Raw genomic sequence first — 23,754 nt, 5'->3', positions numbered from 1 at the left:
GTTCGGCGACAGGTTCGGCGACAGGTTCGGCGACAGGTTCGGCGACAGGTTCGGCGACAGGTTCGGCGACAGGTTCGGCGACAGGTTCGGCGACAGGTTCGGCGACAGGTTCGGCGACAGGTTCGGCGACAGGTTCCTGCGCCGGTTCCTGCGCCGGTTCGATGGCGCCGGCTGCGGCGTTTTTTTCCGCTGACGGCACCGGCGCAGGCGGCGATCCCAGCAGGGCCTCCAGATAAGCATCCACCTGCGGATCGGCGGGCAGGGCAGAGGTGGGCGGCGCGATGGTCTGGTTCATGCGGCGGCCTCCTGTGGTCTTGCATCAGCGATTTCGAGCAGCCACTGCAAGGCATCGCGATAGGCATTGATGCCGCGCCCGGCCAGGTGGCGGGGCTGGGTGGCCAGGGTGGCGGCGTCGCGCAGCCGGGTATCCATCGGGATCGGCCAAGGGCAGACGGCGGCATCCGGCAGGGCCTTGAGCTGCTCGAGCGTGTCGTGGCTGGTGCGGGTGCGGCGGTCGTACAGGGTCGGCAGGATTTGCCGCCGCAGCGGGCGCCCGCGCGAGCGTTCGACCATCGCCGCGGTGCGCAGCATGCCTTCCAGGCCGTGCACGGCCAGTGGATCGGTCTGGGTGGGGATCACCAGGCGGTCGCAGGCGGCCAACGCGTTCACCAGCAGCAGGCCGAGCGTGGGCGGGCAGTCCAACAGCGCGTAATCGTAGTCGCCGTCGGCATCCTGCAGGGCGCGATGCAGGGCCAGCCCAAGCCCCGGCTGGGTGGCGCTACGCCGTTCCAGGGTCGCCATCGCCGCCTGGGCGGGGACCAGCTGGATCTCCTCCTGCGCGGTGGGGCGCGCCACGGCGGCGATGGAGGCGCCGTCGAACAGATCGTATGTGCCCTTCGGCGGCGGTTCGGCGGGAACGCCAAAGGCGCGCGAGAGCGAGCCGTGCGGATCCAAATCCACCAGCAGCACGCGGTGCCCGAGATCGGCCAGGCAGCGCGCCAGGCATAGCGCGCTGGTGGTCTTGCCTACGCCGCCCTTCTGATTGGCGATCGCCCAGATTCTCATTGCCGTTCTCCCGGGGTGGGTGCGGGGAGCGAGACTTGGCTCTCTACCGATGCTCGCGCATCCAGGCCCTGCATCACGCTGTCCACGCCCTGGGTGGGCGCCAGAATCACCAGATCGACCCGCCGGTTGCGCGCGCGCCCCTGGGAGGTGCGGTTATCTGCGATCGGCTGATGTTCGCCATAGCCCATCGCGGCCAGCCGCGCAGGGGCGATCCCGACATCGATCAGCTCATAGAGCACGTTGACCGCGCGCGCGGTGGACAAATCCCAGTTGGAACGGAACTGCGCGTTGCGAATGGGTTGATCGTCGGTATAGCCCTCGACCCGGATCGCGTTGGGCGCATCGCGCAGCACGCTGCCCAGTTTGCGCACGGTGTCCAGTGCGGTCGCGGTCGGAGTGGCCACGCCGCTGGGGAACAGCAGGTCGCTCTGGATTTCGACTTCGAGAAAGTTGCGGCCGCGGCGCACCCGCACCAGCCCGTTCTCCACCAGGGACGAGAGCGCCTGCTCGATCTTGTCGCCCAGCGCCTGCAGCTGCTGCTGGGCCGCCTGTTCGCTATGCGCATTCTGCGCGGGCGCAGAGGTCGGGTCTGCAAACCGGTCCTGCCTGTGCAGCGGCATTGGAACCTCTACCGGCACTTTGGGCGCCGGGCCGCGGCGGGCGCCGGTGTCGATCATCGAAGGGTGGTCGAAATCGCCGCCGCGCAGCTGCACCTGGCCGACCTGGATCGGCTTGATCGAGCGCGGCGCGCCGCCGAACGCGGCGGACAGCGCATCGGCCACGACCCGATACTTGCCTTCATTGATCGAGGAAATCGCGTACATCACGACGAAGAAAGCCAGCAGCAGCGTCAGCAGGTCGCCGTAGGGGATCGCCCAGGCTTCGTGGTTGAGATGCTCTTCGTGCTGGTGGAGGCGTTTGCGGGCCATGGGCGCAGATCCCTTTCTAGTGCACGAAACCGGCGAGCCGGCTTTCGATATTGCGGGGGTTTTCGCCCTCGGCGATCGCGATCAGCCCTTCGATGATCATCTCGCGCTCCACTTCCTGACGGTGCACGATGCCTTTGAGCTTGGACGACATCGGCAGGAACATCAGGTTGGCCGAGGCAATGCCGTAGATGGTCGCGGTGAACGCGGCGGCGATGCCGTGCCCGAGCTTGCTGGGGTCGGCCAGGTTCTTCATCACCGCCATCAGGCCGAGCACCGCGCCGATGATGCCCAAGGTCGGCGCGTAGATGCCCATGCCCTCGAATACCCGGGCCGCGGCGATGTCGCGCTTGGTATGGGCATGCGATTCGATTTCCAGCATCTGCCGGATGGTGTCCGGCTCCACCCCGTCCACCACCATCTGCAGGCCCTTGCGCAGGAACGGATCGGACTGCTGTTCCAGCAGCGGTTCCAGCGCCAGCAGGCCCTGCTTACGGGCGATCGTGCTCCACTCGACCATGCGCGCGATCAGCGCATGGGCGTCGTGCGGCGGCGGGCGGAAGACCCAGGCCAGGATCTGCAGCGCGCGCCGGAAGCTGTGCATCGGGGTCTGCACCAGGATCGCGGCGATGGTGCCGATGATGACGATGACGAACGCCGCCGGATTCCACAGGCCGTCGATGCCTGCGCCTTTCAGAATGCTGCCGCCGACCAGGGCGATCAGCCCGAGGATCGCGCCGATGATGCTGAGGATATCCATACATCCAGTGCTATCGGCCGCGCTGGGTTCCACTTGAGCCGCGCTGCGCGGAGCCGAACAGGGCATCGACGTCGAGGATCATCGCCATCCGTCCATCCCCGATCAGGCTGGCGCCGGCATAGCCGGGCAGCCCGCGCAGGCTGCGCGGCAGCGCCTTGATCACCACTTCCTCGCGGCCCAGCACGCGATCCACCAGCAGGCAGAAACGCTGCTCTCCTGCCTGCAGAATCACGCCGCGGGTGGTCTCGCCAGCGCCCTGCGGCAGGCCAAGCCAGTCGCGCAGGGAGAGCACCGGCATCGGGCGCTCGCGCAGGTCGAGCACCTGCTGGCCATCCATCCACAGCAGCTGCGAGGCGTCGTGGGTGATCACTTCCAGCACCCGCACCAGCGGCAGGGCGTACACCTCCTGCCCGATCTCGACCAGCAGCGTCGGCAGGATGGCGAGCGTCAGCGGCACCCGGATCACGAAGCGGGTGCCTTCCCCGATCTCGGAGAAAATCTGCACCTGGCCCGAGAGCTCGCGGATTTTCGACTGCACGACGTCCATGCCGACCCCGCGGCCGGAGATGTCGGACACCTCGGTGCGGGTCGAAAATCCCGGCAGGAACAGCAGCGACAGGCATTCTTCCGAGGTCAGGCGGCTGGCGGCCTCGGCGTCGATCAGGCCCTTGCGCACCGCGCTGCGGCGGATGTTGTCGGGGTCGATTCCGGCGCCATCGTCGCTGACTTCGATGGCGACGTGGTCGCCCTCCTGCTGCGCGGACAGGCGCACCCGCCCGGTTTCCGGCTTGCCGGCGGCGCGCCGCACCTCGGGCATCTCGATGCCGTGGTCGATGGCATTGCGCACCAGGTGCACCAGCGGATCGGCCAGCGCTTCCACCAGATTGCGGTCGAGCTCGGTTTCGGCGCCTTCCACCACCAGTTCGACCTGTTTTTTCAGCTGGCGGGCGACGTCGCGCGCCAGCTTCGGGAAGCGGGTGAACACCCGGCTGACCGGCTGCATGCGCGCCGACATGACCGCGCCCTGCAGCCGCGCGGTGACGGTGTCGAGCGCAGTCACTACGCGGTCCAGCTGTTCGTCGCGGGCGCCTGGGCGCAGGGTTTTCAAACGGTTGCGGACGAGTACCAGTTCGCCGACCAGGTTGACCAGCGCATCCAGCCGGCGGACGTCCACCCGCACGGTCTGTTCCGCCTCCCCAGCGGCGGGCGACGGCTTGCTGGGCGCGGCCGCAGGCGCAGGCTTGGGCTTGGCGGGCGCGGGCGGAGGGGGCGTGCTGGGTGTGGGGTTGGCGGGCGCGGGCGGAGGGGGCGTGCTGGGTGTGGGGTTGGCGGGCGCAGGCGTAACCGCCGGGACCTGGGTGGCCGGTTTGGTGGGGGCGCCGGGAACGCCGCCCACGCCGTGCAGGGCATCCAGCAGCGCGTCGAAATCCAGCTCCTCCAGGTTGTCCGGAATCTCGATGTTCAGGGCCGGCGCGGGCGCGGCAGGTGCCTCTTCACCGCGAATCTGGCGCAGCAGGGCCGGGTCGATGTCCTCCAGCGGTTCACCGTGGGCGAGCGCCTCGAGCATCTCCTGCAGCAGATCGACGGCACGCTGGGCGCTGTCGAACGCCGTGGCATCGAGCGCGCGCGCTCCGCTGCGGGCGGCATCGATGCGATCTTCGAAGGCATGGCAGAGCGCCACCATCGGTGGTAGATCGAGGAAGCCGGCGCCGCCCTTGATGGTGTGAAAACCGCGGAATACCGCGTCCAGCAGGGCGCGATCGCCCGGGGTCTGCTCGAGTGTGACGATCTGCTCGCCCAGCCGGTCCAGAATCTCCCGCGCTTCGATCAGGAAGTCGGCGCGTGCGTCGTAGCCGCCCTCCGAGGCCATGGTCAGATCCCGAGTGCGGCCAGCAGGTCGTTGGCTTCGTCCTGAGTGGCGGCCGGGGCATCCACGCCGGCCACCGTCGGGCCATGGCCCTTGCCGGAATCGGGGTGCAGGGCCTGGATGTCGCCCAGGCCGCTTTGCAGGGAGCGGATCAGGTGGATCACGCGCTGGATGATCTGGCCGGTGAGGTCCTGGAAGCTCTGCGCCTCCACCATGGCGGACAGACGGGTGCGGATCGCCTCGACCGTGGCGGCATGCTCCGGCCCGAACGAGGCCAGCAGGCTGCGGCATTCATCGGCCAGATCCAGCGTGCGCATGCTGGCTTCCTCGGTCATTTTCACGACGTGCTCCAGCCGGGAGCAGGCGTCCGGCAGGCTACCCGCGGCGCTGGCGGCCTGCGTCGCGCCCGGCATGCGGGCGTCGATGGCGCGCTCCAACTCATCCAGCTCGCGCGCGAGCTTGACCAGGCTTTCCACCACCGGCTGCCGGCGCCATTCGAGAAGCGAGTCGAGGTGTCGTCGCCAAGCGTCGGCATCACCGGCTTCCAGGGCGGCCATCGCCGCGTGCAGACGCTCCATCACGTGGGCCTGGTCGGCGGGAATCGAGGGCGGGCGTGTCGGCATGCTCATGCGACTTTCTCCAGCCGTTCGAAGATCTTGTTGAGCTTGTCCTCCAGAGTGGCGGCGGTGAACGGCTTGATGATGTAGCCGTTCACGCCGGCCTGCGCGGCTTCGATGATCTGCTCGCGCTTGGCCTCGGCGGTCACCATCAGCACCGGAATCTTGGCCAGCGCGGCATCCGCGCGGATCGCCTTGAGCAGATCGATGCCGGGCATGCCGGGCATGTTCCAGTCGGTGATCACCAGGTCATAGCGCGCCTTGTGCAGCTCGATCAGCGCGGTGGTGCCGTCGTCGGCCTCGGCGGTATTGGTGAAGCCGAGATCGTTGAGCAGATTCTTGACGATGCGGCGCATGGTCGAGAAATCGTCAACGATGAGGATGCGGATGCCCTTGTCCATGTCGATTCCCAGCTAAAGATGCGCAGATGCTATCGGCCGGCCGGCCGAAAACTTGATGTGACGCAGTGCCCGAAACGCATATTGCAAGCGGCTCATTCCTCCTCGTCGTCCAGCTCGCCGCGCCAGTCGGTCAGGCGCGCGCGCAGGCGCAGCATGGCCTGGCCGTGGATCTGGCACACCCGCGATTCGCTGACGTTGAGCACCGACCCGATCTCGCGCAGGTTCAGTTCCTGCTCGTAGTACAGCGAGAGCACCAGCTTTTCGCGCTCGGGCAGATGGTCGATGGCCTCGGTCAGAGCTTCCCGGAATGCGCTCTGTTCGAACCGGCGGGCGGGCGTCGCGTTGTCGTGCTGGCCCAGCTGCGGCTCGCCGTCGTGCTCTTCGGCATATTCGTCCAGACTGACGAGCTGGCCGCGGGCGGCATCCTGCAGCACCTGGTAGTAGTCGTCCATGCTCATGCCCAGCGCGGCGGCGATTTCCTGGGCAGTCGCGGCGCGCCCTTCACGCTGCTCGATGGCGCGGGTGGTGGCGACGATATCGCGGTAGCGGCGGTGCACCGAGCGTGGCACCCAGTCGCCGGCACGGATGGCGTCGATCATCGCGCCGCGGATGCGGATCGAGGCGTAGGTCTCGAAGGTCGCGCCCTGGTCGGACTGGAAGTTCCGGGCGGCCTCGATCAGGCCGATCATGCCGGCCTGGATCAAATCGTCGATTTCCACGCTGGAAGGCAGCCGCGCGGCGAGGTGGTGGGCGATGCGCCGGACCAGTTCCGAATGCCGCGCCACGATCGCAGCGGCATCGCCGTTCTGCTGGGAGCGGTAGTGGGCGGCTGCGGTATTCATGCGCAGGCACTCCTCTTGTCGGCATTTTGTGCGGCGATCAAGCGCTCGGTGAAGAACTCGACGTGCCCGCGCGGGCCACGGGGAGCTTGCCACTGGCTGATGCGGGCAGCCAGCTCGCGGAACGCGAGCGCAGACGGTGCGCTGGGGAAGGCATCGACCACCGCCTCCTGGCGCTGCACCGCCAGCCGCAGCCATTCATCACGCGGAATCGCGCCGAGGTAGGACAGGGTGATGTCGAGAAAGCGCGAGGTGACGCGTTCCAGTTTCTCGAACAGCGCCTTGCCTTCGCCGGGATTGGCCACCTGGTTGGACACCACCTCGATCCGGTTCACGCCGCGGTCGCGGCTGAGTACCTTCGCCAGCGCATAGGCGTCGGTGATCGAGGCCGGCTCGTCGCAGACCACCAGAAGCACGTCCTGGGCGGCCTGGCAGAAGGTCAGCACGCTGTCGGAAATGCCCGCCGCGGTGTCCACGATCATGGCATCCAGCGGAATATCCAGCTGTGAGAACGCATTCACCAGGCCGACGTGCTGTTGCGGCAGCAGCTCGGTCATGTGGCGCTTGCCGGACGCGGCCGGCACTACCAGCAGCCCGCGCGGGCCTTCGACGATGGTCTCGCGCAGCTCGCAGCGACCGGCGAAGACGTCGGCCAGGGTCAGTTGCGGCGACAATCCCAGCATCACGTCCACGTTGGCCAGGCCGAGATCGGTGTCCAGCAGCAGGGTGCGCTGGCCGGCGAGCACCATCGTCATCGCCAGGTTGATGGCGATGGTGGTCTTGCCGACCCCGCCCTTGCCGCCGGTGACGGCGATCACGCGCGGCGCGGTGGGGGTGGAGAGCGGCTGCGGGCGGGTGGGCTCAGGCGAGTGCATGGTGGCCGTCGTCATGGTGAGAGGTGAGCGCCGATACGGGGCGGGAAAACTCGAGGGCGTCGGCCAGATGGGTGGCGTCCGCCAGGGTGATATCGTCCGGAACGTTCTGCCCGGCCGTGGTATAGGCCAGCGGCAGACGCTGGTGGGCCAGCACCGACAGAGCGGCGCCCAGACGGGTGGTTTCGTCCAGCTTGGTCAGGATGACGCCTTCCGGCGCGGCCGGGCGATAGCGCCGCAGCAGCTCGTCGAGGTCGGCCGGGTGCGCGTTGGCCGGCAGCACCAGCAGGCTGCGCACGTGGCTGGCGGCGCGCACCCACAGGATCTGACGCAGCAGGGCGCGGTCGCGCAGGCCGTGGCCGGCGGTGTCGATCAGCACCAGTGGATAGTCGGCCAGCTGTTCCAGGGTATGGGTCAGCGCGTCCGGGCCTTCTGCATCGCACACGGTGATGCCCAGCCGCCGGCCCAGCACGTGCAGCTGCTCACGGGCGCCGGCGCGCGCATGGTCGGCGCTGACCAGGGCCACATCGCGGGCGCGGTGGCGCGCGGCGTAGCGCGCGGCCAGTTTGGCGATGGTGGTGGTCTTGCCGGCGCCGGTCGGACCCAGCACGGCCAGAATGCCGCCAGTCTCCAGCGCTTCCCGGTCCAGCACCGGCAAACGCGCGGCGAGGGCGGCCCGCAGCGGCTCGGCGATGGCCTCCGGGGCCAGCGTCGGGTCGATGGCGGCGGCGACCTGCTGCGCCAGGGACTCATCGCAGCCGAACGCAGCCAACGCGTCCAGCGCCGCCGCCCGCGCCGGCGCGCCACGCAGCCGTTCGCCCGCGAGCTGGCCGAGCTCGCGTTCGATGATCTTGCGCATCGCCGCAAGCTCGGCGCGCAGGGCGGCCATGGCTGGATCGGCGGCGACGCTGCGCAGATCGGGCGCTGCGGCTGCCGGCGTCGGGGCTTGCGTCTCTGCGTCTGTCGCAGGCACAGGCATCAGCGGCGCCGACGCGGATGGCGGCGCGGTCGGGCGCGATGCCGCGTCCGCGCTTGCCTCGGGCGGAGGAGTAGGCCCGTGCGCGGCGGCCGCGGCCGCTTTCGGCCCCTTGAGGACCGCCATCACCTGTTCCAGGCGGCTCGCCGGACGTTGGGCCTCCTCGCTGGCCGCGGCTGGCGCTGGCCGGGGGGTGGCGCGGGGGGCCGGACCTTGCGGCTCGGCGCCGATCTGAAACACCGCCCGCCCCTGCGGACGGTCGGACATGCGCGCATGCAGCACGGCGGCGAAGTCTTCCGGAGCGGGAGTGGAAGGGGCTCCGGTATTGGCGGCCGTTGCCTGGGAGGAAGGCGCCTCCGGCGCGCCGAGTGTGCGCAAGGCTTGCTGCACCACCGCCTCGTCGTAGTCGGTCGCGGCCACGACTTCCACCCCGTCGCTGACCTGCCGGCTGGACAGGATCACCGCATCCGGCCCCTGTTCCTCGCGCACCATGCGCAGCGCGGTGCGCATGTCGGGGGCGTTGAACCGTTTGATTCGCATCGTGCCGCTCCGCTACTGCCTGGATTCATCCACCAATGGCGCCCAGTAGCCGCAACCGCTTGTCCTCCGGAACCTCACCATACGCCAGGACGGTCAGCTGCGGAACACTGTGACGCACCAGCCTGGCCAGCGCCGCGCGGATTCCGCCGGGAACCAGCAGGATGGCGGGTTCGCCGCGCTGCTCCTGCCGGGCCACGCACTCGCTGAGGCTTTGATGAAGCCGCTCGGCGAGCCCGGGTTCCAGCGCGGCCCCTTGGCCGCTGATGGAGTCCTGCAAGATGCGTTCCAGTTGCGGCGCGAGGGTATAGACCGGCAGCTCCGGCGCCATGCCGACCAGCTCCTGCACGATGAACGCGCCCAGCGCCACCCGCACTGCCGCCGTCAGCGCGGCCGGGTCCTGGGTGTGGATGCCGTGTTCCAGCAGGGCCTCGACGATGCGCCGGATCTGCCGCAGCGGCACCTTCTCGGCCAGCAGCGACTGCAGCACTTTCACCACCACCGACATCGGCAGCAGTTTCGGCGTCAGCTCTTCGACGAGCTTGGGCGACGTCTTGCCGACGCTCGCCAGCAGCTGCTGCACTTCGTCATGCCCCAGCAGCTCGGATGCGCGTTCACGCACCACGTGCGAAAGGTGGGTGGCGACCACGGTGCCGGCATCGACCACGGTATAGCCCAGCGATTCGGCGTGGGCGCGCTCGCTGGGCAGGATCCACACCGCATCCAGTCCGAACGCCGGATCCTTGCCCGGGATGCCGTCCAGGCGCCCGAACACCCGGCCCGGATCCAGCGCGAGCATGCGGTCGGGGTACAGTTCGCCGCTGGCGACCGGCACGCCATGCACCAAAATCCGGTATTGGCCGGCCGCCAGTTCCAGGTTGTCGCGCACGTGCACCGCGGGGATCAGAAATCCAAGGTCCTGGGTCAGCTTGCGGCGCACGCCCTTGAGCCGGCTCAGCAGTTCGCCGCCCTGGCTCTTGTCCACCAGCGGAATCAGCTTGTAGCCGACTTCGAGGCCAAGCGGTTCGGCCGGCGTCACTTCGTCCCAGGTCAGCTCCGCGACGGCGGTGCTGCCCGGCATGACGGTGGCGACCTCGGCCGCGGCCGGCGCGGCGGTTTCGGCGTGAGCGCCCATCCGCCATGCCGCAAACCCGAGAACCGCCGCCAGCAGCAGGAAGGGCAGGTTGGGCATGCCCGGCACCAGCCCGATCAGGCCCAGCAAGGTGGCGGCGACGATCAGGGCGCGGCGCTGACCGAAGACCTGCGCGGTGACGGCATCGCCCATTTCCTGCTCGCGGGTGGCGCGCGTCACCAACATCGCCACCGCAGTGGACACCAGCAGCGCGGGCAGCTGCGCCACCAGGCCGTCGCCGATCGCCAGCAGGGTGTAGGTCTGCATGGCCTGGGAGAAGCTCAGGCCATGCTGGAGCATGCCGATCAGCACGCCGCCGACCAGATTGATGCCAAGGATCAGCAAGCCGGCGATGGCATCGCCGCGCACGAACTTGCTGGCGCCGTCCATCGAGCCGTAGAAGTCGGCCTCGTTGCGCACTTCCTCGCGCCGCAGCTTGGCCTCTTCGCGGGTCAGCAGGCCGGCGTTGAGATCGGCGTCGATCGCCATCTGCTTGCCGGGCAGGGCGTCGAGGATGAAACGCGCGGACACTTCCGAGATGCGCCCGGAGCCCTTGGTCACCACCACGAAGTTGATGATGGTGAGGATCGCGAACACCACGATGCCGACTGCATAGCTGCCGCCGACCACGAAGTTGCCGAACGATTCGATCACGTGACCGGCGGCCGCGCCGCCCTCGTGGCCGTGCAGCAGGACCACGCGGGTGGAGGCGACGTTCAGCGACAGCCGCAGCAAGGTGACCATCAGCAGCACGCTGGGGAAGATCGAGAACTCCAGCGGCCGGCGCACATACACCACCGCCAGCAGCACCATCAGCGACAGGCCGATGTTGATGGTGAACAGCGCGTCCAGCAAAAACGGCGGCAGCGGCACCACGACCATCGACAGCATCGCCAGCACCACCAGCGGCGCGGCGGCGCCTGAGCGGACGGCCTGCACTAGGGAGGCCATCGCGCCGGGCTGAGGGCGGTCGTCGGGTAGGGTGCTCATCGCGGGGCTTGTCCATCATCCAGAGCGGGGTCCAGGGTCACCACCGGCAGGCGCGGCATCGGCCCATGCTTCGGATGCCAGCGGCGCAGCTGGAACACGTAGGACAGCACCTGCGCTACCGCCGCATACAGCGCGACCGGGATTTCCTGATCCAGCTTGGCATGCCGGTACAGCGCGCGCGCCAGTGGCGGGGCCTCGACCTGCACCACCCGGTGGGCGCGGGCGATCTCGCGGATCTTCAGCGCGATCTCGTCCACCCCGGTGGCCACCACTTTGGGCGCGCGCATCTTGCCCGGCTCGTATTTCAGCGCCACCGCATAGTGGGTCGGGTTGACCACCACCACGTCCGCCTTCGGCACCGCCTCCATCATCCGCTGCTGCGCGAGCCGCTGCGCCATCTGCCGGATCTTGCTCTTGACCTGCGGGTTGCCCTCGTTCTCCTTGAACTCGTCGCGGACTTCCTGCTTGGTCATCTTCAGCTTCTCGCGCCACGCCCAGCGCTGATAGGGCACGTCGATGGCCGCCAGCAGCGCCATCGCGCCGATCAGCGCCGCCAGCGCGTGCAGCATGAAGCTCAGGCCGTCGCGCACGGCGGTTTCCAGCGCCATCCGTGGCAGCGCCGGCATGCCCCGCCAGGCACGCGCGATCACCCAGTAGCCGACGGCCCCGACCAGAATCACGCGCAGCAGGGAGCGCAGCAGTTCGGCACGCGCCTCGCGCCCGTACATCCGCATCAGCCCCTGCCACGGATCGAGCCGGCTCAGATCCGGCTGGAGGTGCTGCCCGCTCATATGCAGTCCGCCGACGATCATCGGCGCAATGAAGGAAGCCCCCAGCGCCACCGCCACCAGCGGCACCGTGGGCAGCACCAGGCCAACGAGCAGAGTAGCCGCATGCGCCAGCAGGCGGTCCCGATGGCCGATCAGGGTGGGATCGAACGTCAGCGCCTCGTGCATCCAGGCCAGCGCCGCGCGCGCCATCTGTGGCCCCAGCACCAGCAGCGCGACCACCGAGGCGCCTAGTACCGCCACGTTGGCCAGCTCGCGCGAGCGCGGCACGTCGCCGCGCTTGCGGGCATCTTCCAGGCGTTTGCTTGTCGGGGCTTCGGTGCGGTCTTCGCGATCGGCGACTTCGCTCATCGTCTCAATCCGTGACGGCGCGGGCGGCCTCGAATGCCTGCCCGAACAACGCCTGCACTGGATCAAGCAACTCACGTGCCAGCATCACCAGCAAAGCCAGGCCCACCAGCAGGGCCAGCGGCATGCCGATTTGGATCGGATTGAGCTGCGGCGCGGCGCGCGAGAGCACGCCCACCACCGTATTCACCGCCAGCATCGCCACCGTGACCGGCAGCGATAGCAACACTGCCGCGCGCAGCACCGTCGGAAAGAACGCCGGCAGCACCGACAGGAAATGCGGCAGGTCTGCCAACGGCTTGCCGATCGGCTGCGCGCGATAGCTCTCCACCAATAACTGGATCACCGCCAGATGCGCATTCAGGCTGAAGAACACCAGTCCGAAGATCAGGTAGAACCAGGTGGAGAGCACCGGCGCCTGGGTCTGGTTGACGGGGTCGGTCATGGTGGCGAATGAAAGCGCCATTCCCTGCGAGACGAACTCGCCCGCAAGCACCGCGGCTTCGAACGCCAGCTTGAAGACCAGGCCGATGGCCAGGCCGATCGCGTATTCGCGCAGGACGTTGAGGGCCGTGACCGCATCCACCGCCGCTGGCGGCGGGGCGGGAAGCACGCCCGAGAGCGCCGCGGCCAGGACCAGGACGAACAGCGCGCGTGCCCGCACGGGGATGCCTTTGCCGCCGATGGCGGGCAACACCTGGATGGCGGCGCCGATCCGGATCGCATGCCAAAGGACCGTCGCCAGCATGCCGAACAGGTTCAGTCCGTCGGCGGTGGTCAGGGTGACGGTGTCCACGGCACCTCCGGTCAACCGATCAGGTGTGGAATCTGCTGAATCAGCTGGGTGGTGAATGCAACCAGCCGGCCGAGCAGGAAATGGCCGGTCAGCGCCAGCGTGACGACCAGCGCGCCGACCTTGAACACGAAGGCCACGGTCGGCTCGTTGATGGAGGTGGCAGCCTGCAGGATGCCGACCACCACGCCGGTGACCAGCACCGCCAGCAGCAGCGGTGCGCCCAGCAGCAGCGCCAGCTGCAGCCCCTGAGAAATCTGCGCAAGGGCCATTTCAGGGGTCATGCGGTGGCTCCGTGGGGGAAATACGCGTGAGTTGCTGGACAGAGGGGCGAGGAGGACGTGGCGCTCATATGGGGTTGAAACTGCCGGCCAATGAGCCGACTACCAGCACCCAGCCGTCCACCAGCACGAACAGCAGGATCTTGAACGGGGCGGAGATCAGCATCGGCGAGAGCATCATCATGCCCATCGACATCAGCACGCTGGCCACCACCAGATCGATGATCACGAACGGAATGTAGAGCAGGAACGCGATCTCGAACGCAGTCTTCAGCTCGCTGGTCAGGAACGCAGCCGCCAGCACCCCGAACGGCACGTCCTGCGGCGTGGCATACGGGCCTGTCCCCGACATCCCGGCAAAGGTCATCAGATCGTTCTCGCGCACCTGCGCCAGCATGAAGGCGCGAAACGGCGCCGAGGCGGCGCTCCAGGCGCTGCGGAAATCCATTTGGTGGTCGAGATAGGGCGCGATGCCCGCGGCCCAGGCCTGGTTCAGCACCGGCTGCATGATCATCGCGGTCAGAAACAGCGCCAGCGCGAGCAGGATCTGGTTGGACGGCGTCTGGCCGGTGCCCAGCGCCTGCCGCAGCAGGCTGAGCACGATGATGATGCGGGTGAATGCGGTAATCCCCAGCAGCAGCGCCGGCAGCAGGGTGATGCTGGTCATCAGCAGCAGCACCTGCATCGGCAGGCTGACCGGTTCCTTGCCGATCTGGCCGACGGTCACCGCTGGCAGATTGGACAGCGGCGTTGCTGCAGACGCTGGAGGAGGCGCCGGTGGCGTCTGTGCCAGCGCAGGCATCGCCCAGGCGAGCAGCGCCAGCGTCAGCAGGATCATCAGGCCATGCCGCCAGATGGCGCTGAATCGCAAAGAAAAATCCCGGCTCATGAGATCTTCCCGAAATGCTGGGCGAGCACCCGCGCGAACGGCGCGGCAGGCGTAGTGGCCGGCGGCGGCGCGGGCAGCGGCTGCTCCAGGGTATGCAGCAGGCGGGTGCCGGAGGGGCCGCTGGCCAGCAGCAGCTGGGTGCTGCCGACTTCGACCACCAGCAGGCGCTCGCGCGCGCCCAGCGCCAGCGAGGTCACCACCCGCAGTCCGCCTTGGCGCGCCGCGCTGAATCCGGGGATGCGTCGCGCCAGCCAGGCCAGGGTGAAGATCAGGGCGAGCACCAGCGCCAGCGCGAACAGGGTGCCGCCGATGGTGCCGGCGGCGCTGGGCGCGGCGGGGGCGTGCGCAGGCGGCATCACCAGCGCATGGGTCTGCGCGGGATGGGCCTGCGCCGGACGCGCAGGCGGCATCGTCGGCTGCGCCATTGCCGAAGACGCGGGAGCAGGCTGGGCGATGCTGGCACCCGCGTCAGACGGGGAGGCGGGAGCGGAATCCTGCATGGCGGCTCTCAGCGCAGACGCTTGATGCGCTCGGATGGGCTGACCACGTCGGTCAGGCGCACGCCGAAGCGGTCGTTGACCACCACGACCTCGCCCTGCGCGATCAGCGTGCCGTTGACGTAAACATCCAGCGGCTCGCCGGCGGCGCGCTCGAGCTCCACCACCGAACCCTGGTTGAGTTGCAACAGATTGCGGATCGGAATGCGCGCGCGCCCGACTTCCAGCGACAGCGACACCGGGACATCGAGGATGACATCCAGGTTGAGTTCGCTGCCGCTGCCAGTGCCGGCCTCGGCGGTCAGCGGTTCGAAGGCGGCGCGGGTCGGATCGTTTTCGGTCGTGCTCATGGCGAGGCCTGCGAATCCTGGGAAGAACGAAGTGGGTGCACGGCGGTGATCTTCACCGCATTGCGCCCGTTATGAATGCCGAACTCGCCGGTGAACAGCGGCAAGTGCTCCACCTGCAGTGGAACCTGGGGCTTGATTTCGAGCGGAATGATGTCGCCGACCTTCAGCCGGCTCAGCTCGCGCAGGCTGATCTGGCGTTCGGCCAGCACGCTGCTGATCTCGACTTCGGCCTCCAGCAGCTGCGCGTGCAGAGCGCGCGTCCAGTTCTCGTCGCGCTCCACCCGATCGCTCTGCACGCCGGCATCCAGCTGGTCGCGGATCGGCTCCAGCATCGCCCACGGCAAGGCCAGGTGCAGTTCGCCGCCGCCGCCTTCCAGATCGACGTGGAAGCGCGAGACCACGATGTATTCGCGCGGACTGATGATGTTGGCGAAGTGCGGGTTGACCTCGGAGTTGAGATATTCGAACTCGACGTGCATCACCGGCGCCCACGCCTCGGTGAAGTCGGCGAAGGTCTGCTTGAGCAGCAGCTGGATCACCCGCATTTCGGTCGGCGTGAACTCGCGGCCCTCGATCCGGGTGTGGTACTTGCCGCTGCCGCCGAAGAAGTTGTCCACCACGGTGAAGACCAGGCGCGGCTCGAACATCACGATGCCGGTGCCGCGCAGCGGCTTCATCTTCACCAGATTGAGGTTGGTCGGTACGTGCAGCGAATGCATGTACTCGCCGAAGCGCACCATGTCGATACCGCGCACCGACAGGTCGGCCGAGCGCCGCAGCAGATTGAACAGCCCAATCCGCCAGGTCCGCGCGAAGCGCTCGTTGATCATCTCCAGGGTGGGCAGACGCCCGCGGATGATGCGCTCCTGGGCAGTGAAATCGTAGGGTCTGACTTCCCCAGGTGCCGGCGGCGGCTCGGTGTCCACCACACCGCTGTCCACGCCGTGGAGGAGGGCGTCGATCTCGTCCTGGCTGAGCAGGTCGGAGCTCATCGCGGCATCCCGATCACTGGATCACGACACTGGTGAACAGCAGCGCATCCACTTTGTCAGGGGCGTGCTGTGACTTGAGGACCGAGCGGACTTCGTTCAGTGCCTGTGCCTGTAGCCGCTCCTTGCCGGCGCGCCCGGTGAGCTGCTGCGAGGTCTGCTGGCCGAACAGCAGCAGCAGCCGGTTGCGGATCAGCGGCGTGTGCAGCGCGATCGCCGCCGCGGTTTCCGGATCGCGGGTCTGCAGCTGCACGTCGGCCTGCAGATACTTGACGCTGTCGGCATCCGCCAGATTGACCACGAAGGCAGGATCCATCGCGATGTACTGCGGCGGACCGAGCGGTTTGGCTGCCTGGGCATGCTCGGCGGGCTGCCTGAGCATCACGAACGCCGTGCCTCCACCAGCGCCCGCCACGACCGCCAGGATCAGCATGATCCAAAGCAGTTTCTTGGATTTTGGGGGAGCATCGGATGCGCCGGCAGGGGCGGGTTTTGCGGGTTTTGCGGGGGCAGCCACGGCGTGATCATTCCTGAAATGGCACCGCCAGCCCCCATGCAATGCTCATGCCGATACCGCGATGACAGCTTTCCAGCGGCCTCCGTCAGGCGTATTCATCGAGCAGCCCGCGGCCGCGACGGATTTCCGGCAAACGAGGCGGCACCGGCAGCGGGTCTTCGGTCGGGTTGCCGTCAGCAAGCGGCACACGGCTGCTGCCGGCGCGCCGTTCCTGCGGCTGCCCCTGGCCGACGCCGGCATGCGTCAGCTGCAATCCCTGCTGCGCTAGCAGTTCGCGCAGGCGGGGCAGGCTGGCCTCCAGGGTCTGCCGGACCTCGGCATGCGGGCTGTGGAACTCGGCGCGCACCTCGCGCCCATCGACCTGCACCCGGATGTCGATCGGGCCCAGATGCTCCGGCGCGACCCGGATCTGGGCATGGCTCAGCCGCTGCGCCGCCATCCAAGCCAGATGATCGCCGAGACGGTCGTCATAGCCGGCATTCGGATCGGCCGGCTGCGCCAGCGTCAATGATGAAGCGGAGAGGGTGGCGGGAGTGGCCGGCGCCGCGCTCGCAGCCAGCATGGCCGGGACATGCGGCACGCCGAGACTGGCCGCCTCCGCGCCCGCGGCTTCGGAAGCATCGGTATGCGGCTCTGCCTGGGTCGCCTGCAAGGCTTGCAACAGTGCGACAGGATCGATTGGCGCATCCGCTGCCATGGCGCGATCCGGGGGCACGCGCGCAAGCGTCCATGCCATTGAAACGGCGGGGATGCCCTCGATGCCCGTATCGGATGTGCTCGCCGGTACGGGCATGGAAGAAGGCAAAGGCAGGCCTTGCGACGTCGGCTGGGACGCTGTTGCGCCAGCCAAGCCAGCGCTTGCGCCCGCGTCAGCGAAGGCGCTGGCCGTGAGCACCGGCACTGCGCTGGCGGACGATTGCAAGGCCTGCGCCAACGCGGGTGGAATGATGCCGGGTGAGGCGGTCCGCAGGATCGGCGGAAGCATCGGCGTGGTGGTGTCGCCAGCGCTGGCGGATGGCGGCGGATCGATCAGGCGCGGCCGCAGGGCTGCGCCAATGGCATCCGTGACGGCGCCATGCGGCAGGGAGCTGGACGCGGCGGCTGCGGCGGGGTAGGGCCCGACACCGGCGAGCGGGTCTTGCCCTACTGCGGCAGGGCTCGCGGCGACCGCTTCGGCAACGGCTTGCAGCCCAGATGGCTGCGCGAACATCGCCCGCATCGGGTTCACCGCGTCGGGCATCGCCTTTGATGCGGCGGTTGCTTCGGCGACGGCTGGCAATCCCGGTAGCGGCATGAACATCGCCAGCATCGGGTTCACTGTGTCGGGCATCGCCTCTGATGCGGCGGTTGCTTCGGCGTCTTGTTTGGACAGGCGTTCGCCGGATGCGGGAGAGGGCGACGCGCCCGATGTGGGTGCCTGCTGCGCTGGCGAATCGGCACGCAGCAAATGCTGGAACGCCGCAGGCGCCGAAACGTCATCGCCTGCCGCATCGCTGATCGGCATCGTTCCGACCGGCGCCGCCCGCAGCATGGCCCCAGCCGTCGGCAGCAGGCTGGCAGGCTCCCCGCTCATGGCGCATTCTCCTCGCGGGCCGAACGGGCCAGGCGGCTGCCGAGGTCGTCCAGCTCGCGCTGTTCGCGCTGGCTGGCGATGCGCTGCTCTTCCCGCCGATAGCTGGCCGCCAGTTGCTCCAGCACCTTGTTGTCGCGGCTGGCCAGCAGCAGGCGGGCGCGCTCGATCTCGCGGCTTTGGCGCGATGCTTCCACCGCCTGTGCCTGCTGCTGCAGGGCGACGTCGAGCTTGGCGCGGAACGCTACGTGGTTGGCCAGCATCGCCGGCGCCACGGTGGCGCCGGTCGGCGCCGGCGCCTGCGCGTAGCTGTCGGCGTATTGCTTGAGCAGATCCAGCCGTTGCTGCTGCTCGTGCAGCGCCTTTTCGCGCGCGGCCAGCTCGCGGGCCACTGCATCCTGGCGCTGCTGGGTGACGCGCAGCAGAGGGTCGAGACGGCGTGAACGGGTCATGCGGAAGTCTCCGGCAAACCATCTAGCAGTTGGGCGAGCGCGGCGCGACTGGCCTCCACATCGGCCGACTCGCTGACGTCCTGGGCCAGGAACTGCTGGATTCGCGGCCACAGGGCCAAGGCTTCATCCACCAGCGGATCGCTGCCGCGCTGGTAAGCGCCGATCGTGATCAGATCGCGCTGGTTGTTGTAGGCGGCCATCAGCTGCTTGAGGCGGCGAATGCGCGCGCGCCAGGCCGGGTCGGTGATGTCCTGCATCACGCGGCTGACCGAGACTTCCACGTCGATGGCCGGGTATAGCCCGGCGTCGGCGATCCGGCGGCTCAGCACGATATGGCCGTCGAGGATGGCGCGGGCGGCGTCCGCGATGGGCTCCTGCTGGTCGTCGCCCTCGGTCAGCACGGTGTAGAACGCGGTGATCGAGCCGCGCCCATCGGTGCCGTTGCCGGCGCGTTCCACCAGCGCCGGCAGGCGCGCGAACACCGACGGCGGGTAGCCGCGGGTGGTCGGCGGCTCGCCCACGGACAGGCCGATCTCGCGCTGGGCATGGGCGAAGCGGGTCAGGGAGTCCATGAGCAGCAGCACATGCAAGCCCTGGTCCCGGAACCATTCGGCGATCGCGGTGGCGCGCAGGGCGCCGTGCAGACGCGCCAGCGGCGGGCGGTCGGCGGGGGCGGCGACCACTACCGCGCGGCGCAGCCCTTCTGGGCCCAGCGTGCTCTCCACGAAATCGCGCACTTCGCGGCCACGTTCGCCGATCAGCCCGACCACGATCACATCCGCCGCGGTGTAGCGGGTCATCATGCCCAGCAGCGTCGATTTGCCGACGCCGGAACCGGCGAACAGGCCGACGCGCTGGCCGCGCCCGATCGGGAGCAGGGCGTTGATGGCGCGCACGCCGACGTCCAGCGAGCGGGTGATCGGCTCGCGCATCAGCGGGTTGATCTGGGTGCCGGCCAGGCCGACGAAATCCTCGGCGCGCAGCGGCGGTCGGCCGTCCAGCGGCACGCCGTCGCTGTCGATCACACGCCCCAGCAGGCCTTCGCCTACCGCCACCTCGGCGCGGCTGGCGCCGGTGATGACCCGGGCGTTCGGCAGCAGGCCGGAGAGATCCGACGTTGGCATGAGAAAAGTGCGGTCGCCGGCGAAGCCGACCACTTCCGCCTCCACCCAGCGGCCGCCGCGGGTCTCCACCCGGCAGCGCGCGCCCAGCGGGGCCTCGCAGCCGGTGGCTTCCAGGGTCAGGCCCACCGCCCGCCGCAGCACGCCTTCACGGACCATGCCCATGGCATGCAAACGCGGGTCGATCGCGTGCAGGCGCGCGGCCAGGCGCAGATTGCGGGCCTCATCCCAGTGTGCGGCGGCGATGTTCATCGCGAGCCTCCCGTTTTCAGCGTGGCGGCGATCACGCCGGGCGCGTGCCGAAAATCACGCCCTGGAATGCATATCCAGCGCTTTTCCATGCCGATATGCAAGTGCATCGGGCGCGCCGGGAAAGGCGACAGGGGCGAAGTCATCGGCCTCATGAATGCTCCGCCGAGACGATGCGCTGCAAGGCGGCATCCAGGCGCGCGGCCAGGCTGCCATCGATGCGCACGCTGTCGGTATGCACCCGCAGATCGCCGCGGGCCAGGGTCAGGTCGGGCACCAGCCGCACGCCTTCCTGGGGCGGCAGATGGGGGGTGAGCATCGCGATGTCATCCGGATGCAGGCGCAGCTCCAGCTGCCGGCTTTCGGCGCTGCTGATCTCGAGCGCTTCCCGCACCAGGTCGGCCAGCAGCGTAGGGTCCGCCGCATAGCTGCGCCGCAGCAGGGCCCCGGCGATACGCACGGCCAGCGCGCCCAGGGCGTCGCCGACCTCTGCATCCAGGCGTGCCAGCGGGCGGGTGAAGGCATCCAGGATTCCCTCCATCTGGGCCACGATACGCCGGATTTCCGCCTGCCCGTTGGCCAACCCCTCGGCATGCCCGCGCGCATAGCCTTCCGCATACCCTTCCGCGCGCGCGGCCTCCTCGATCTGCTGCAGCTCTTCCACGCTGGGCAGCCGGCGTGCGGCTTCCTCCTCCGCAGGATCCGGCGCAGGCGGGGCCGGCGCGGTCAGTTCGGGGGCAACCCAGCGCACGGCTGTGCTCATACGAACACCTCGGCCTTGGCGGACAGCTGGATCGTGCCTTCATCGGCCATCTTGCGCACGAGCGTGAGGATTTCCTTCTGCGCCGCCTCGACTTCGGCCAACCGGACAGGTCCACGCGCCTCCATGTCTTCCAGCAGCATCTCCGATGCGCGTTGCGACATGTTGCTGATGATCTTGTCCTTGACTTTCTGGTCGGCGCCGCGCAGCGCCAACGCCAGCTTGTCCGCCGGCACCTCGCGCAACACGGTCTGAATGGCGCGGTCGTCGAGCTCGGCGAGATCGTCGAACACGAACATCAGGTCGCGGATCTGGCCAGTGAGCGGCTCGTCGATCTGGGCGATCGCCTCCAGGATGGTTTCGTCCATGCCGCCATCCATGAAGTTCAGGATGTTGGCCGCGACCTTCACGCCTCCGATGGAGGACGATTTCAGGTTCTGGTTGCCCGCGAACTGTCGCGCCATCACGTCGTTGAGCTCGTTGAGCGCATGCGGCGGGATGCCGTCCAGGGTGGCGATGCGCACGATCACATCGGCCCGTACACGCTCGGGGAGGAACTTGAGCGTTTCGGCCGCCTGGTCCGGATCCAGATGCGAAAGCACGATCGCGATGATCTGTGGGTGCTCGTTGCGCACCAGGTCGGCCACGGCGCGCGGCTCCATCCACTTGAGCGTGTCCAGGCCGGAGGTGTTGCGCCCCATCAGGATGCGGTCGATCAGGCTGCTGGCGCGATCTTCGCCCAGCGCCTGCATCAGCACCGCCCGCACATACTCATCGGCGCCCGCAGCGAGGTTGGGCCGCTCCAGCGTCTGGATGAACTCATCGACGACTTTCTCGATGTCTTCCTGCGAAACGCTGCCGACCGAGGTCATCGCCAGCCCCAGCTTCTGGACCTCTTTCGCATTCAGGTGCTTGAGCACCTCGGCGGCCTGCTGTTCGCCCAGCGAGAGCAGCAAGATGGCGGCCCGTTGCACGCCACTAAGTTCTGTCTCAGCCATCGGAGTTCACCATGTCGCGCACGACCGCGGCGACCCGCTTGGCATCGGTCGTCACCGCATTACGTGCGATCTGAAGCTTGTCCTCGAACGTGACCGGCGCGTGCGCCTTGTCCTGGGGGAGCGCGGGGTGTGCTGCTCCTTCTCCTTCGGCAAGCATGAGCGTTGCCTCGGGCGGCACGGTCTCGGCCTTGTCCGTCTTGCCCTCCTTGCCAGGCGCGGTCAATGCCCGAAACGAGGGCCTGAGCACGAACCACACCACCAGCAGCAGCGCGATTCCGCCGAGCAGGGTGCGCAGCAGGTCGCGGGCGCGCGGATCCTCCCAGAAAGGAACATCGGGCGGCGGGGCGTCCTTGACCGGAGCGAAGGGCGAGTTGACCACGCTGACGACATCGCCGCGCTGGGCATCGAAGCCGATCGCCTGCTGCACCAAAGTCTGCAGCCGCGCGATTTCAGCCGGGGTGAGCGGGCGCTGGGTCGGTTGGCCTTTCTTGTCCGGCGGCCCTGCGATGTTGTCCACCAATACCGCGGCCGTGATGCGGCGGATCTGCGATGGCGCCTTGCGGGTATGGGTGAGGGTACGATCGATCTCGTAATTGCGCACGGCGCTGCGGCTGCCATTGCCACCCGATGCAGTCGTGCTGGCGAGGCCGTTGCCATTGGCGACATTCGCGGGACCGGCGGCCGTGGCCGCTGCGGGCGATGCCGGTGAAGATTGAGGCGCGGCGGCCACCGGCGCGGCCGGCGTGTTGGACGCGCTGCCCGGCACGCCTTGCGGCATCGGGGTCACGGCGCTGCCGGTCTCGGACACCTGTTCGCTGCGGACGAGCCCGGCCTGCGGGCCGTAGACCTCGCGCGCCTCTTCGGTTTGCGAGAAATCCATGTCCACGCTCACCTGTGCGCGCACCTTGCCGGGGCCGGTGATGGGCTCGAGCAGGGCCTGGATACGCTGCGCGAACACGGCCTCCTGACGGCGCTGCTGCTCATACTGCTTGGCGGCGATGGCCGCATCGCTGTCGGGATCGGGGTTGGAGAGCAGGCGCCCGAACTGGTCCACCACCGTGACATTGCTCGCCGGGAGTTCCGGGATCGACGAGGCCACCAGGTGCACGATCGCGTCCACCTGGCCCGGCTCCAGACTGGCACCGCTGTTCAGCTGCAGCACCACCGAAGCGCTGGCCGGCTCGCGCTGGCGGGTGAACGCCGAGGGCTTGGGCAGCGCCAGATGCACCCGTGCCTCGCGCACCGGGCGCAGATTGGTGATGGTGCGCGCCAGTTCGGTTTCCAGCGCGTGCTGATAGCGCGCATTCTCCACGAACTGGCTGGTGCCGAAGCCCTGGTCGCCCTCCAGGGTCTCGAAGCCTTTGTCATCGCCGCTACCCAGGCCGGCACCCGCCAGGGTCAGCCGAGCCTGTCCGAGTTTGTCTTCGGGCACGGTCAGCGTGCCGGTCGCCGGATCGATCTTGAACGGCACCTTGGCGTTGCGCAGCAGGTCGCTGGCTTCGGCCGTCGCCTTGGCATCCAGTCCGGGCAGCGGCACATACGCCGGCTTTTGGATCCAGGAGTACAGCCACAGGCCCAGCGCGATCGCGGCCGCTGCCATGCCCAGCGTCAGTAGCTGCCGCACCAGCGGAATGTCCTGCAGGCGCCCCAGCTTCTTGAGGTCGTCGGGAGTCTTGGGAAGGGCGATGGCGCTCATGGGTCAGGGCAAAGCTCGATGGCGGAAGGAGTCAAGGCGTGCGACCGGGGAACCCCGGCCGGCGCGGCTGGGGCTAGATCGGCATGTTCATCACGTCCTGATAGGCCTGTACCAGGCGGTTGCGTACTTCCACCGCTGCCTTGAACGCCACCTGAGACTGCTGCATCGCCACCATGACCCGCGCCAGATCCGCGCGCGGATCGCCCAGTTCGAAGGCCTGTTGCAGCGCTCCGGCCTCGTTCTGGGCCTTGCTGACGCCGTCGATGGCGTTGTTCAGTGTCTGCTGGAAGCTGGAAGAGGGCGCGGCCGTGCCGCTGATGGCATTGGAAGGAGGGGTGTCGCCCGCGCGGCCGGTCCCCGCCATGCCGGCGGATCCGGCAAGGCCCCCCTGGGCCCGCGCCTCATAGGCGCGGATCTGAGAGAGGATCGAGCTGATGGCGTCGGTCATCTCGGCATCGAATGGAAACGGGTCCG

At 68.5% G+C, this 23,754-nt stretch carries 27 protein-coding genes; all 27 read right to left on the bottom strand.

The window, feature by feature from the left end:
* On the bottom strand, positions 1 to 295 hold a 295-nt coding region (locus ML342_RS02435), incomplete at its 3' end, for a hypothetical protein (protein WP_240125316.1).
* Positions 292 to 1,065, bottom strand: coding sequence for a ParA family protein (locus tag ML342_RS02430; RefSeq protein ID WP_240125315.1), 774 nt, complete (start codon positions 1,063 to 1,065; stop codon positions 292 to 294). The genes ML342_RS02435 and ML342_RS02430, both read right to left, overlap by 4 nt.
* Positions 1,062 to 1,994, bottom strand: coding sequence for a flagellar motor protein MotD (motD, locus tag ML342_RS02425; RefSeq protein ID WP_240125314.1), 933 nt, complete (start codon positions 1,992 to 1,994; stop codon positions 1,062 to 1,064). Before motD ends, ML342_RS02430 begins: the two co-directional genes overlap by 4 nt.
* A 16-nt stretch (positions 1,995 to 2,010) precedes the next feature.
* On the bottom strand, positions 2,011 to 2,751 hold the full coding sequence (locus tag ML342_RS02420) for a flagellar motor protein (protein ID WP_240125313.1): 741 nt from the start codon (positions 2,749 to 2,751) through the stop codon (positions 2,011 to 2,013).
* A gap of 10 nt (positions 2,752 to 2,761) precedes the next feature.
* Positions 2,762 to 4,621 carry a chemotaxis protein CheA gene (locus tag ML342_RS02415; protein WP_240125312.1) on the bottom strand — a complete coding sequence of 620 codons (1,860 nt, stop codon included), beginning with the start codon at positions 4,619 to 4,621 and terminating at the stop codon, positions 2,762 to 2,764.
* Between the two features lie 2 nt (positions 4,622 to 4,623).
* Positions 4,624 to 5,247 (bottom strand): protein phosphatase CheZ, encoded by a 624-nt coding sequence (locus ML342_RS02410; RefSeq protein ID WP_240125311.1) that lies wholly within the window; start codon positions 5,245 to 5,247, stop codon positions 4,624 to 4,626.
* Positions 5,244 to 5,636 (bottom strand): chemotaxis response regulator CheY, encoded by a 393-nt coding sequence (cheY, locus tag ML342_RS02405; protein ID WP_240125310.1) that lies wholly within the window; start codon positions 5,634 to 5,636, stop codon positions 5,244 to 5,246. Before cheY ends, ML342_RS02410 begins: the two co-directional genes overlap by 4 nt.
* Before the next feature lie 92 nt (positions 5,637 to 5,728).
* Positions 5,729 to 6,478, bottom strand: a complete 750-nt coding sequence (locus tag ML342_RS02400) for an RNA polymerase sigma factor FliA (protein WP_240125309.1) — start codon at positions 6,476 to 6,478, stop codon at positions 5,729 to 5,731.
* Complete coding sequence (locus tag ML342_RS02395) at positions 6,475 to 7,365, bottom strand: P-loop NTPase (protein WP_439655130.1); 891 nt, start codon at positions 7,363 to 7,365, stop codon at positions 6,475 to 6,477. Before ML342_RS02395 ends, ML342_RS02400 begins: the two co-directional genes overlap by 4 nt.
* Entirely contained in the window at positions 7,337 to 8,863 is a 1,527-nt protein-coding gene (gene flhF / locus ML342_RS02390; RefSeq protein WP_240125308.1) for a flagellar biosynthesis GTPase FlhF, read from the bottom strand. Before flhF ends, ML342_RS02395 begins: the two co-directional genes overlap by 29 nt.
* Positions 8,864 to 8,888: 25 nt before the next feature.
* A complete protein-coding gene (gene flhA / locus ML342_RS02385; RefSeq protein ID WP_240125358.1) occupies positions 8,889 to 10,943 on the bottom strand; it encodes a flagellar biosynthesis protein FlhA in 2,055 nt (684 codons plus the stop codon).
* Positions 10,944 to 10,978: 35 nt separating this feature from the next.
* Positions 10,979 to 12,121, bottom strand: a complete 1,143-nt coding sequence (flhB, locus tag ML342_RS02380) for a flagellar biosynthesis protein FlhB (RefSeq protein WP_240125307.1) — start codon at positions 12,119 to 12,121, stop codon at positions 10,979 to 10,981.
* A gap of 4 nt (positions 12,122 to 12,125) precedes the next feature.
* Positions 12,126 to 12,914, bottom strand: coding sequence for a flagellar biosynthetic protein FliR (locus ML342_RS02375; protein WP_240125306.1), 789 nt, complete (start codon positions 12,912 to 12,914; stop codon positions 12,126 to 12,128).
* An 11-nt stretch (positions 12,915 to 12,925) separates the two neighbouring features.
* Entirely contained in the window at positions 12,926 to 13,195 is a 270-nt protein-coding gene (locus ML342_RS02370; RefSeq protein WP_240125305.1) for a flagellar biosynthetic protein FliQ, read from the bottom strand.
* A gap of 64 nt (positions 13,196 to 13,259) precedes the next feature.
* The gene (gene fliP / locus ML342_RS02365) at positions 13,260 to 14,081 is read right to left on the bottom strand and encodes a flagellar type III secretion system pore protein FliP (RefSeq protein WP_240125304.1); all 822 of its coding nucleotides are present in this window, start codon (positions 14,079 to 14,081) and stop codon (positions 13,260 to 13,262) included.
* Positions 14,078 to 14,437, bottom strand: coding sequence for a flagellar biosynthetic protein FliO (gene fliO, locus ML342_RS02360; protein ID WP_439655136.1), 360 nt, complete (start codon positions 14,435 to 14,437; stop codon positions 14,078 to 14,080). The genes fliP and fliO overlap by 4 nt, the downstream gene beginning before the upstream one ends.
* A gap of 152 nt (positions 14,438 to 14,589) precedes the next feature.
* Positions 14,590 to 14,928 (bottom strand): flagellar motor switch protein FliN, encoded by a 339-nt coding sequence (fliN, locus tag ML342_RS02355; protein WP_240125302.1) that lies wholly within the window; start codon positions 14,926 to 14,928, stop codon positions 14,590 to 14,592.
* On the bottom strand, positions 14,925 to 15,920 hold the full coding sequence (gene fliM, locus ML342_RS02350) for a flagellar motor switch protein FliM (RefSeq protein ID WP_240125301.1): 996 nt from the start codon (positions 15,918 to 15,920) through the stop codon (positions 14,925 to 14,927). Before fliM ends, fliN begins: the two co-directional genes overlap by 4 nt.
* Positions 15,921 to 15,933: 13 nt before the next feature.
* Positions 15,934 to 16,350 (bottom strand): flagellar basal body-associated FliL family protein, encoded by a 417-nt coding sequence (locus ML342_RS02345; protein WP_240125300.1) that lies wholly within the window; start codon positions 16,348 to 16,350, stop codon positions 15,934 to 15,936.
* A 169-nt stretch (positions 16,351 to 16,519) separates the two neighbouring features.
* Positions 16,520 to 17,131 (bottom strand): flagellar hook-length control protein FliK, encoded by a 612-nt coding sequence (locus tag ML342_RS02340; RefSeq protein WP_240125299.1) that lies wholly within the window; start codon positions 17,129 to 17,131, stop codon positions 16,520 to 16,522.
* 872 nt (positions 17,132 to 18,003) lie between these two features.
* Entirely contained in the window at positions 18,004 to 18,456 is a 453-nt protein-coding gene (fliJ, locus tag ML342_RS02335) for a flagellar export protein FliJ (RefSeq protein ID WP_240125298.1), read from the bottom strand.
* Positions 18,453 to 19,829 carry a flagellar protein export ATPase FliI gene (fliI, locus tag ML342_RS02330; RefSeq protein ID WP_240125297.1) on the bottom strand — a complete coding sequence of 459 codons (1,377 nt, stop codon included), beginning with the start codon at positions 19,827 to 19,829 and terminating at the stop codon, positions 18,453 to 18,455. The genes fliJ and fliI overlap by 4 nt, the downstream gene beginning before the upstream one ends.
* A complete protein-coding gene (locus ML342_RS02325; protein ID WP_240125296.1) occupies positions 19,826 to 19,972 on the bottom strand; it encodes a hypothetical protein in 147 nt (48 codons plus the stop codon). The genes fliI and ML342_RS02325 overlap by 4 nt, the downstream gene beginning before the upstream one ends.
* A 5-nt stretch (positions 19,973 to 19,977) precedes the next feature.
* Positions 19,978 to 20,589 (bottom strand): FliH/SctL family protein, encoded by a 612-nt coding sequence (locus tag ML342_RS02320; protein WP_240125295.1) that lies wholly within the window; start codon positions 20,587 to 20,589, stop codon positions 19,978 to 19,980.
* Positions 20,586 to 21,584, bottom strand: a complete 999-nt coding sequence (fliG, locus tag ML342_RS02315) for a flagellar motor switch protein FliG (protein ID WP_240125294.1) — start codon at positions 21,582 to 21,584, stop codon at positions 20,586 to 20,588. Before fliG ends, ML342_RS02320 begins: the two co-directional genes overlap by 4 nt.
* Positions 21,577 to 23,280, bottom strand: a complete 1,704-nt coding sequence (gene fliF / locus ML342_RS02310) for a flagellar basal-body MS-ring/collar protein FliF (protein WP_240125293.1) — start codon at positions 23,278 to 23,280, stop codon at positions 21,577 to 21,579. Before fliF ends, fliG begins: the two co-directional genes overlap by 8 nt.
* A 73-nt stretch (positions 23,281 to 23,353) precedes the next feature.
* Positions 23,354 to 23,728 carry a flagellar hook-basal body complex protein FliE gene (gene fliE, locus ML342_RS02305; protein ID WP_240125292.1) on the bottom strand — a complete coding sequence of 125 codons (375 nt, stop codon included), beginning with the start codon at positions 23,726 to 23,728 and terminating at the stop codon, positions 23,354 to 23,356.
* Positions 23,729 to 23,754: the final 26 nt, after the last annotated feature.

The sequence above is a fragment of the Thermomonas alba genome, assembly GCF_022419205.1.
Lineage (GTDB): Bacteria > Pseudomonadota > Gammaproteobacteria > Xanthomonadales > Xanthomonadaceae > Thermomonas > Thermomonas alba.
This window is presented reverse-complemented; position numbering and strand designations above follow the sequence as displayed.

What these genes read in the sequence shown, in the direction of transcription:
- ML342_RS02430 (WP_240125315.1), bottom strand. Translation starts at nt 1,065, where the DNA reads ATGAGAATCTGGGCGATCGCCAATCAGAAGGGCGGCGTAGGCAAGACC.
- motD (WP_240125314.1), bottom strand. Translation starts at nt 1,994, where the DNA reads ATGGCCCGCAAACGCCTCCACCAGCACGAAGAGCATCTCAACCACGAA.
- ML342_RS02420 (WP_240125313.1), bottom strand. Translation starts at nt 2,751, where the DNA reads ATGGATATCCTCAGCATCATCGGCGCGATCCTCGGGCTGATCGCCCTG.
- ML342_RS02415 (WP_240125312.1), bottom strand. Translation starts at nt 4,621, where the DNA reads ATGGCCTCGGAGGGCGGCTACGACGCACGCGCCGACTTCCTGATCGAA.
- ML342_RS02410 (WP_240125311.1), bottom strand. Translation starts at nt 5,247, where the DNA reads ATGAGCATGCCGACACGCCCGCCCTCGATTCCCGCCGACCAGGCCCAC.
- cheY (WP_240125310.1), bottom strand. Translation starts at nt 5,636, where the DNA reads ATGGACAAGGGCATCCGCATCCTCATCGTTGACGATTTCTCGACCATG.
- ML342_RS02400 (WP_240125309.1), bottom strand. Translation starts at nt 6,478, where the DNA reads ATGAATACCGCAGCCGCCCACTACCGCTCCCAGCAGAACGGCGATGCC.
- ML342_RS02395 (WP_439655130.1), bottom strand. Translation starts at nt 7,365, where the DNA reads ATGACGACGGCCACCATGCACTCGCCTGAGCCCACCCGCCCGCAGCCG.
- flhF (WP_240125308.1), bottom strand. Translation starts at nt 8,863, where the DNA reads ATGCGAATCAAACGGTTCAACGCCCCCGACATGCGCACCGCGCTGCGC.
- flhA (WP_240125358.1), bottom strand. Translation starts at nt 10,943, where the DNA reads ATGGCCTCCCTAGTGCAGGCCGTCCGCTCAGGCGCCGCCGCGCCGCTG.
- flhB (WP_240125307.1), bottom strand. Translation starts at nt 12,121, where the DNA reads ATGAGCGAAGTCGCCGATCGCGAAGACCGCACCGAAGCCCCGACAAGC.
- ML342_RS02370 (WP_240125305.1), bottom strand. Translation starts at nt 13,195, where the DNA reads ATGACCCCTGAAATGGCCCTTGCGCAGATTTCTCAGGGGCTGCAGCTG.
- fliP (WP_240125304.1), bottom strand. Translation starts at nt 14,081, where the DNA reads ATGAGCCGGGATTTTTCTTTGCGATTCAGCGCCATCTGGCGGCATGGC.
- fliO (WP_439655136.1), bottom strand. Translation starts at nt 14,437, where the DNA reads ATGCCGCCTGCGCACGCCCCCGCCGCGCCCAGCGCCGCCGGCACCATC.
- fliN (WP_240125302.1), bottom strand. Translation starts at nt 14,928, where the DNA reads ATGAGCACGACCGAAAACGATCCGACCCGCGCCGCCTTCGAACCGCTG.
- fliM (WP_240125301.1), bottom strand. Translation starts at nt 15,920, where the DNA reads ATGAGCTCCGACCTGCTCAGCCAGGACGAGATCGACGCCCTCCTCCAC.
- ML342_RS02345 (WP_240125300.1), bottom strand. Translation starts at nt 16,350, where the DNA reads ATGCTGATCCTGGCGGTCGTGGCGGGCGCTGGTGGAGGCACGGCGTTC.
- ML342_RS02340 (WP_240125299.1), bottom strand. Translation starts at nt 17,131, where the DNA reads ATGGCAGCGGATGCGCCAATCGATCCTGTCGCACTGTTGCAAGCCTTG.
- fliJ (WP_240125298.1), bottom strand. Translation starts at nt 18,456, where the DNA reads ATGACCCGTTCACGCCGTCTCGACCCTCTGCTGCGCGTCACCCAGCAG.
- fliI (WP_240125297.1), bottom strand. Translation starts at nt 19,829, where the DNA reads ATGAACATCGCCGCCGCACACTGGGATGAGGCCCGCAATCTGCGCCTG.
- ML342_RS02325 (WP_240125296.1), bottom strand. Translation starts at nt 19,972, where the DNA reads ATGACTTCGCCCCTGTCGCCTTTCCCGGCGCGCCCGATGCACTTGCAT.
- ML342_RS02320 (WP_240125295.1), bottom strand. Translation starts at nt 20,589, where the DNA reads ATGAGCACAGCCGTGCGCTGGGTTGCCCCCGAACTGACCGCGCCGGCC.
- fliG (WP_240125294.1), bottom strand. Translation starts at nt 21,584, where the DNA reads ATGGCTGAGACAGAACTTAGTGGCGTGCAACGGGCCGCCATCTTGCTG.
- fliF (WP_240125293.1), bottom strand. Translation starts at nt 23,280, where the DNA reads ATGAGCGCCATCGCCCTTCCCAAGACTCCCGACGACCTCAAGAAGCTG.
- fliE (WP_240125292.1), bottom strand. Translation starts at nt 23,728, where the DNA reads ATGACCGACGCCATCAGCTCGATCCTCTCTCAGATCCGCGCCTATGAG.